The 7,445-nt window shown below is 69.2% G+C and carries 9 protein-coding genes; 6 read left to right on the forward strand and 3 right to left on the reverse strand.

The features are described from left to right. Window positions 1-61 precede the first annotated feature (61 nt). The 3 genes from NBZ83_RS27950 to htpG all read left to right on the forward strand — a co-directional run bounded on the left by NBZ83_RS27950 (window position 62) and on the right by htpG (window position 2,828). Window positions 62-268 carry a methyltransferase domain-containing protein gene (locus NBZ83_RS27950; RefSeq protein ID WP_261570865.1) on the forward strand — a complete coding sequence of 69 codons (207 nt, stop codon included), beginning with the start codon at window positions 62-64 and terminating at the stop codon, window positions 266-268. Further along, the gene (locus NBZ83_RS27955) at window positions 262-609 is read left to right on the forward strand and encodes a methyltransferase domain-containing protein (RefSeq protein WP_261570864.1); all 348 of its coding nucleotides are present in this window, start codon (window positions 262-264) and stop codon (window positions 607-609) included. Before NBZ83_RS27950 ends, NBZ83_RS27955 begins: the two co-directional genes overlap by 7 nt. A 230-nt stretch (window positions 610-839) precedes the next feature. Beyond that, a complete protein-coding gene (gene htpG / locus NBZ83_RS27960) occupies window positions 840-2,828 on the forward strand; it encodes a molecular chaperone HtpG (RefSeq protein WP_261576117.1) in 1,989 nt (662 codons plus the stop codon). 127 nt (window positions 2,829-2,955) lie between these two features. On the opposite strand, the gene NBZ83_RS27965 is transcribed toward htpG, so the two are convergent. Then, a complete protein-coding gene (locus tag NBZ83_RS27965; RefSeq protein ID WP_261570862.1) occupies window positions 2,956-3,690 on the reverse strand; it encodes a class I SAM-dependent DNA methyltransferase in 735 nt (244 codons plus the stop codon). 428 nt (window positions 3,691-4,118) lie between these two features. On the opposite strand from NBZ83_RS27965, the gene NBZ83_RS27970 reads away from it, so the two are divergent. Next, the gene (locus tag NBZ83_RS27970) at window positions 4,119-4,355 is read left to right on the forward strand and encodes a hypothetical protein (RefSeq protein WP_261576118.1); all 237 of its coding nucleotides are present in this window, start codon (window positions 4,119-4,121) and stop codon (window positions 4,353-4,355) included. Window positions 4,356-4,430: 75 nt separating this feature from the next. Continuing rightward, complete coding sequence (locus tag NBZ83_RS27975; RefSeq protein ID WP_261576119.1) at window positions 4,431-5,288, forward strand: hypothetical protein; 858 nt, start codon at window positions 4,431-4,433, stop codon at window positions 5,286-5,288. Window positions 5,289-5,404: 116 nt separating this feature from the next. Here NBZ83_RS27975 and NBZ83_RS27980 read toward each other — a convergent pair whose 3' ends face one another. Both NBZ83_RS27980 and NBZ83_RS27985 read right to left on the reverse strand, forming a co-directional pair. Further along, window positions 5,405-5,569, reverse strand: a complete 165-nt coding sequence (locus tag NBZ83_RS27980) for a hypothetical protein (RefSeq protein WP_261576120.1) — start codon at window positions 5,567-5,569, stop codon at window positions 5,405-5,407. A 296-nt stretch (window positions 5,570-5,865) separates the two neighbouring features. Continuing rightward, window positions 5,866-6,768 (reverse strand): aldo/keto reductase, encoded by a 903-nt coding sequence (locus tag NBZ83_RS27985; protein ID WP_261570858.1) that lies wholly within the window; start codon window positions 6,766-6,768, stop codon window positions 5,866-5,868. 88 nt (window positions 6,769-6,856) lie between these two features. On the opposite strand from NBZ83_RS27985, the gene NBZ83_RS27990 reads away from it, so the two are divergent. Next, window positions 6,857-7,445, forward strand: a 589-nt coding sequence (locus tag NBZ83_RS27990; protein WP_261576121.1) for a TetR/AcrR family transcriptional regulator, incomplete at its 3' end; no start/stop codon positions are given.

The following is a 7,445-nucleotide window of genomic DNA, read 5'->3' on the forward strand; positions in this document are numbered from 1 at the left end:
CCACCGTCCCCCCCTGCGCCCGTCCCCACGACCGCACCGGTGCCCAGCAACTGACAGGGCGATGGCGACCGTGCCGAATCTCACCGCGATCCGCGCCGACATCGCCGGGCCGTTACCGACTGCGGATCGCCAGGTTGACGTCGTCGTCTCGATGAACACGCTGGAATGCCTGGTCGACCCGGCCGCGGCGATCGTCGAGATGGCGCGGATCCTGCGGCCGACCGGGATGGCCGTGCGGCACACACCGATTTCGAGACGAGCGTGGTAGCCACCGCGGACCGTGAGCTGGGCCGGCGCCTGTCCGGCCTCGTCCGACGCGGGCCGCTGCGCCACGATGCGGTCCAGGCCCACACGACGGTCGTGTCGTCGCTGGCCGCGGCCGCGGACCTTCGCCTTCGTGAGGTCGCGACCGCCGTCCGCTCCAGCGCCGAGCGAGGCCTCGGCGACGTCACACCGACCGGCGTCGACCGCTGGTGGAGCGATCTGCAAGCGGCCGACGCGGCCGACGAATTCCTCGTCAGCGAGACCGCCTACATCGTCAACCGCGGTCAGGTCGTCGGGTCCGCCGTCCTGCCAAGCGGCATCCGGCGCGCGACCCTGTGGAACTGACCGGCCCGGAACTGACCGGCCCGGAACTGACCGGCCGTCGGCCTCATCTCCGCCAGATGCGGACGGCGGATCCGGACCGGGTCCGGCTGCGCTAATATTCGGTTCCGCGAATGGGGGACGCCGGCATCGCTGTGCCGCCTCCAGGTTGGCGCGCCGCAGGAGTGCCCGCCTGGCCGCGCGAGACCCCGCGTTGATCCTGCCCTACCTGGCCGTTTCCGCATGGAGGTCCCGTGAGTACCCGGATCGAGACGCTTGAATTTCAGGCCGAAGCCCGTCAACTGCTGCAGTTGATGGTTCATTCGATCTACTCCGACAAGGACATCTTCCTGCGCGAGCTGATCTCCAACGCGTCCGACGCCCTCGACAAGCTCCGGCTCGAGTCGCTGGTCGACAAAGAGCTGCAGGTGGACACGTCCGACCTGCACATCGACCTCGAGGTCGACCGGGGGGCGCGCACTCTCACGGTCCGCGACAACGGCATCGGCATGTCCCGGGACGACGTCGTCCAGCTCATCGGCACCATCGCGAAGTCGGGAACGGCCGAGGTACTGCGCAAGGCGAAGGAGGCGAAGGACGCCGCCGCGTCGCCCGAGCTCATCGGGCAGTTCGGGGTCGGCTTCTACTCCACGTTCATGGTGGCGGACAGGGTCACGCTGCTGACCCGCCGGGCCGGCGCGAGCGGCGGCACGCGATGGGAGTCCAGCGGCGAGGGCACCTACGTCATCGAGGAGATCGACGACGCGCCGCAGGGCACCGCGGTCACCCTGCACCTCAAGCCGGAGGACACCGAGGACCATCTGTTCGACTACACCGCCGAATGGAAGATCCGCGAGATCGTCAAGAAGTACTCCGACTTCATCGCGTGGCCCATCCGGATGGCCACCGAGCGCACGGCCCAGGCCGCCGCGGACGCCGCGGACGCCGCCACAGAGGCCGCCGCCACGGACGAGGCCGGCACCAACGAGGCCGGCGCGGCCACGACCGAGGTCCAGACGCTCAACTCGATGAAGGCGCTGTGGGCGCGCCCGCGCGACGAGGTCGACCAGGCCGAGTACCACGAGCTGTACCGCCACCTCAGCCACGACTGGACCGACCCGCTCGAAACCATCCACATGAAGGGCGAGGGCCTCTTCGAGTACGAGGCGCTGCTGTTCATCCCGTCCCACGCACCGCTCGACCTGTTCGCCCAGGACGGCAAGCGCGGAATCCAGCTCTACGTCAAGCGCGTGTTCATCATGGACGACTGCCAGGCTCTCATGCCGAACTACCTGCGGTTCGTCAAGGGCGTCGTCGACGCGCACGACCTGTCGCTGAACATCTCGCGCGAGATCCTCCAGCAGGACCGCCAGATTCAGCTGGTCCGCCGCCGGCTGGTCAAGAAGGTGCTCTCGACGGTCAGGCACCTGCAGACCGACGATGCCGAGCGCTACCGGACCTTCTGGAAGGAGTTCGGCCCCGTCGTGAAGGAGGGCCTGCTCGACGACGTCGACAACCAGGAGGCGATCCTGGACATCGTCTCCGTCGCCTCGACGCGTGACCCGGAGCAGACGACCACCCTGCGGGAATACGTCGACCGGATGAAGGACGGCCAGGACGACATCTACTACATGACCGGCGAGTCGCGGTTGATGGTCGAGAAGTCGCCCCACATGGAGGCCTTCCAGGCCCGAGGCTACGAGGTACTGATCCTGACGGACCCGGTCGACGAGGTGTGGGTCGAGCGGGTGGCGCGGTTCGACGGCAAGCCGCTGCGCTCCATCGCCAAGGGCCAGGTTGATCTCGGCACGGCGGACGAGAAGGACAGCACCGAGCCCGAGCGGGAACAGCAGAAGAAGGACTTCTCCGGGCTGCTGACCTGGTTGGCGCGGACCCTGCAGGAGGAGGTGAAGGAGGTGCGCCTGTCGTCCCGCCTCACGACGTCACCGGCCTGCCTCGTGGGCGACACCCACGACATCACCCCGACCCTGGAGAAGATGTACCGCGCCATGGGCCAGAACGTGCCGCATCCCAAGCGCATCCTGGAGCTCAACCCCACCCATCCCCTGGTGTCGGGATTGCGCAAGGCCCACGAGCAGCAGGACGCGGACGCGGCCTCCGACGTTCTCGGCGAGACCGCGGAGCTACTCTACGGAATGGCGCTGCTCGCCGAGGGCGGAGAACTCGCCGACCCCTCCCGGTTCACGCGCATCCTCGCCGACCGCCTGGCGAACACCCTGTAGCGGGGCGAAACCCCGGTATCAGAATCTGATACCGGGGGAAGACGAGCCCATACTCGTACGGCAGGTCGGCCAGGGTGGTGACAGTCTCGCGGCCGACGCTGCACCGCAGCCACGTCGCCGGATCTGGTCACTGATGCCCGGCCAGCGGCTTACGCCAGACGGAGATGTGACTCTCGCTGTCGGAGACGAATGGACTGCCGTCCCAGTCGGCATACCGGTTCTCCAACTCCAGCCCGGCGAGCTGCGCCATGAGGTCACACTCGGCTGGCCAGATGTATCGAAAATTTCCGGAGCCATAACGCACCGTCCCGTCAGCCTCGTGCCAGTAGTGATGGGAGGTGCACTGCTGCGTGGCGAGATCGTAGGTATCGAGCACGAGGTGTCCGTCACCAATACTCATCGGAACCGCCGACTGGCCGGGAGGTAGGCGGCGTACCGGAGGCGTCCAGAGTTCAATGACAAAACGCCCGCCAGGGCCGAGATGCCGAGCCGCGTTGCGAAAGCAGTCGACCTGCTCAACCTGGGTGCGAAGGTTGGAGATGCTGTTCCACACCAGAAAGACGAGGGAGAACTCCCCGGGAACAGTCGTCGTGGTCATGTCACCAGCGATCACAGGCAGGGTCTTCTCATCAGCCTTGCGCCGCAGTTGGGCGACCATCGAGGCCGACAACTCGATTCCGATCACAGGAACGCCGCGGGCGACCAGCGGAATGGCCACGCGACCGGTGCCGATGGCAAACTCCAACGCTGCGCCCGATCCGGCCAGACGTGCCAGGAAATCGGCAGCCGGGTCGAGCACCTCCGGCGCGAACTTCTCGGCGAAAGTGGTGTCGTAACGCTCGGCCGTTTCCTCGTCCCACACCTCGCTGCTCGTCACGGCACCGCAGGCTAACGGGCAGAACTCGGCTCTGTCGACCCGTTTTCCGCGCTCGGCTCGCCTGCCTGACGAGGCGACGCCAGCCGTGGCGTCGTCGTCCGGCGGGACACCCCGATGCCGGTGAGCACTCGATGGTGACCGGCGACGGCCAAGGCGTGGCCGGTAACGCGCCGCGCCAGGCCAGCCCGGAGTTTCGGGTCGTTGCCGTAGACCTCATCCGCCGCAACCCAACACTCCCCGCGTCGCGGTCACCCGGGTCACCTCCTACGATCAGCCGTATGTCGCCGGTGTCGCGTGGACGTAAGCCGAAGAAGTCCAGGAAGCGGTCCGCTGGCCGGCCGGCTTCGGGGCCGCCGCGTGCGGCCGTCGGGCCGCGGCTCGGCCCGACGGTGGGGAGGGCTGCCATCGAAAAGATGCTGGCGAGAGTCGGTGAGCAGCCGGACTGGTTCGCTCCGGCCACCGAGGCGGTCCTCCAGGAGGCCGACGTGCTGCTGGCCGCCGCCGGGCCGCGCGAGTTGGAGGAGGCGACGGTGCGTCTGCTCGGCCGGCAGCTGCGCCGTGCCGTGCGCGAAAGCTCCGGCGGACGGGGTTCGCCTGGTGGCTGGCCGAGCTCACCGACGCGGCGGCGGACCGCGCCCGCGGCGAGCTAACGGGGCGGTGCCGGGTGGGAGGCGCCGTGGCGGCTGCTGCACGGTCTCGCCCCGGTCGCGACACCCTCGCTCGCGGTGAACGCGATTACCACGGCTCGGAGCCTGGTCCAGGACCTGGGCGGCATTCCAACCCAGCCGACCTGGCTGGCGGACCTGGCGGAGGTCGCCGCGACGGGCGAGGTGTGGCAGCTGCGGGACGCCTACGGCAGCCGGCTGGCGGTAATCGCGGGCTTCGCCTACCCGGGCGGAACGGACCCGTCACTGTTCCTTTTCGACGTCGATGCCTGCGGCGCCATCATGGTCGTCAATTCCGGCTGCTACGACGACGTCGCCCAGGCCGCCGCCGCCTGGCGGGCTTTCGCCGGTGAGTCCGCCGACGGCACCGAGCCGCAGCGGGTCGAGACGGCGCAGGAGCTTCTGGGCCTGCTCCACGCCGAGCGGGACGAACTGTTCGTCGTCGGGGACGAGTCGGACTCCGCGCTGGACAACTGGTTCCGGGCGATGCGCCGCTTCTACGACCTGGCGGAGGCACTGGACCAGCGCGGGCTGCCGCTACCAGTGGCCGAATCGCTCTTCGGGAAGATCGACGAGACGCCGTCCGCCGAGGCGTTCACCGCCTGGTACACAGCTCATCACGGCCAGCCGCCGGATGATGCCGAGGCGGTCGAGGTGCTCGCCCACGAGTGGCTCGAGGGATGCCTGCCGGGAGCCCAGCACGCGGCGTCACCGCACCGGGTCCGGTACTTCCGGGAGCTGATGAGCGACTGGATCGACGACTCGATCACGGTCGTGGCGAAGACGCTGCTCCCCGACTGGGTGCGCTGGAACTGCGAACAGGCCGGCGTCTCCGAGCACCTCACCGCCTTGTCCGTCGGCGCCGCCGAGGGCGAACGGGAAACATACTCTCGGCACGGTTCGACCTGCGCATCGTAATCCCGCTGATCACACCAATCACGCCGGCCACGTACGACGGGCTTCTCCGCGCTTTGCGGGCCCTACCGACCGAGAGTCGGTAGGCACCCGGGCTGGGGTGCGGCCGGTCGATCCGGTCAGTTCCGGAAAACCACCACGGACTCCGGGACGATCCGCACCACCACCCGGGGCAGGCCGTCCGCCGGCTGATTGGGCTTGCCGAGATACTTGCGGCCGAGCTCGGCGGCGAGTTCGACAACGCCCTCCCGGATCACCTTCGCGGTGCCCCAGATCTCCGCCAAGAAGTACGGGTTCGCCGCGTCGAAGATGGAGACGCTGACCCGGGGGTCACGGCTGAACTACGGAAGACCGTGGAGTTCCGTCGGGGTCGACCGTGGCCACAACCGGAAAGTTCCGGCCGTCGAACAAGGCACGAACCTGCTGGTCAAGCACCCCCATCGAGATGATCCCACCTTCCGTCACCAACCTGTCCGGACACGTGATTATCGCCCGAGCCGCCAATCGCCAGCCCAACCACCCGCTCGCATCCGATCCGGCCAGGCGTGCTGCCGGGTAGTCAGCCCCGTCGAGCGGTTGCTCACTGGTGGCTCTCCGCCAGGGACCCGAGTGCGTCGAGCGTGGACTGGTGCGGCTGGTCGATGACGGCCGTCGACTCATCGACAAGACCGGTCAGGCGGGCTACCTCGGCGTCGGTCAGGTTCTCGGCGACCTCGGCTGCGGCGATGTTGGCGCGCAGGTGATCGGGGTTCGTCGTGCCGGGGATGACGACCATGGCGGGGGAACGGCGCAGCAGCCAGGCCAGCGCGACCTGGGCCGGCGTCGCACCGAGGCGCTCCGCGGGGCTCGTCAGCTCGCCATAGCTGGTGAGCTGCCCGGAGGCCAGCGGGAAGTAAGGGACGAACAGGATGCCCTGCGCCTCGCAGTCGGCGAGGACCTGGACGCCGCTGCGGTCGAGCAGGTTGAAACGGTTCTGCACGGCCGCGATCGGCGTCATCTTCTGCGCACGGGCCAGCAGCTGCGGCGACGCACCGGACAGCCCGATGCGGCGGATGAGCCCCTGGTCACGCAGCTCGACGAGCACGCCGAGCGAGTCCTCCAGTGGCACGTCGCTCGGCGGTGCCGGACCGTCGCCGCCGAGCCGCAGGTATGTCAGCTCGCTCGCCTCCGTACCCAGGTCGGCCAGCGCCTCGTGGACCTGCCGGCGGACCGTGTCCGGGTGGTTGATGATGATCCACGACCTGTCCGGGCCGCGCCCGGCGCCGACCTTGTTGCCGACGATCACCCCCTCCGGGAACGGCCGCAGCGCCTCCCCGATCAGCCGGTTCACCGTACGCGGCCCGTACGCGTTCGCGGTGTCGAAGAACGTGACTCCCCGCTCGACCGCCAGGCGCAGCACCCGCCGCGCCGACTCGGGGTCGTCCGGCGGTCCCCACACGCCCGGCCCGGCGAGCTGCATGGCGCCGTATCCGACACGATTCACTGGCTTCCCCTTCGGTGTATCACTGCCACGCGAATGCGCGTAGCGGTGTTCGTCTCAGTGATACGCCGAATGCCGTAGCATTGCAACGGTGGACGACGCGAAGGCTCAGACCCGGCGGCAGATCCTCGAGGTGGCGGCCGGCATCCTGGAACGCGACGGCGCCCAGGCGGTCTCCACCCGCTCGGTCGCCGCGGCGGCCGGCATCCGCGCCGCCTCCCTCTACCAGCTCTTCGGCGACAAGGACGGCCTCCTCGCGGCCCTGGCCATCCACGCCTTCGACCTCTACCTGGCCGAGAAGCACACGCTGGCGCACACCGACGACCCGGTCGACGACATGCGCCGCGGCTGGGACCTCCACGTCGACTTCGGCCTGCGTCACCCCGCCTTCTACCTGCTGATGTTCGGCACCGACCGCCCCGGCCGCCGGCCGCCCGCCGCCGACGAGGCCCACGACCTCCTGCTGACGTTCCTCGACCGCGCCGCCGCCGCCGGCCGCCTGCGCGTCCCGTCCCCCCTCGCCGCCCACCTCTGCCTGGCCGCCGTCACCGGCGTCACCCTGTCGCTGATCGGCATTCCCGCCGAGGACCGCGACCCGGAGATCTCCGCGAGAATGCGCGACACCCTCATCGACTCCCTCACCACCGATGCGCCCCCGGCCACGGACCCCGGCCTCGCCT

This window comes from Frankia gtarii (genome assembly GCF_025403375.1).
In the GTDB taxonomy this organism is placed as follows: domain Bacteria; phylum Actinomycetota; class Actinomycetes; order Frankiales; family Frankiaceae; genus Frankia; species Frankia gtarii.

Excerpts from the sequence above, each read along its gene's own strand:
- NBZ83_RS27950 (WP_261570865.1), top strand. The coding sequence starts at position 62 with ATGGCGACCGTGCCGAATCTCACCGCGATCCGCGCCGACATCGCCGGG.
- NBZ83_RS27970 (WP_261576118.1), top strand. The coding sequence starts at position 4,119 with ATGCTGGCGAGAGTCGGTGAGCAGCCGGACTGGTTCGCTCCGGCCACC.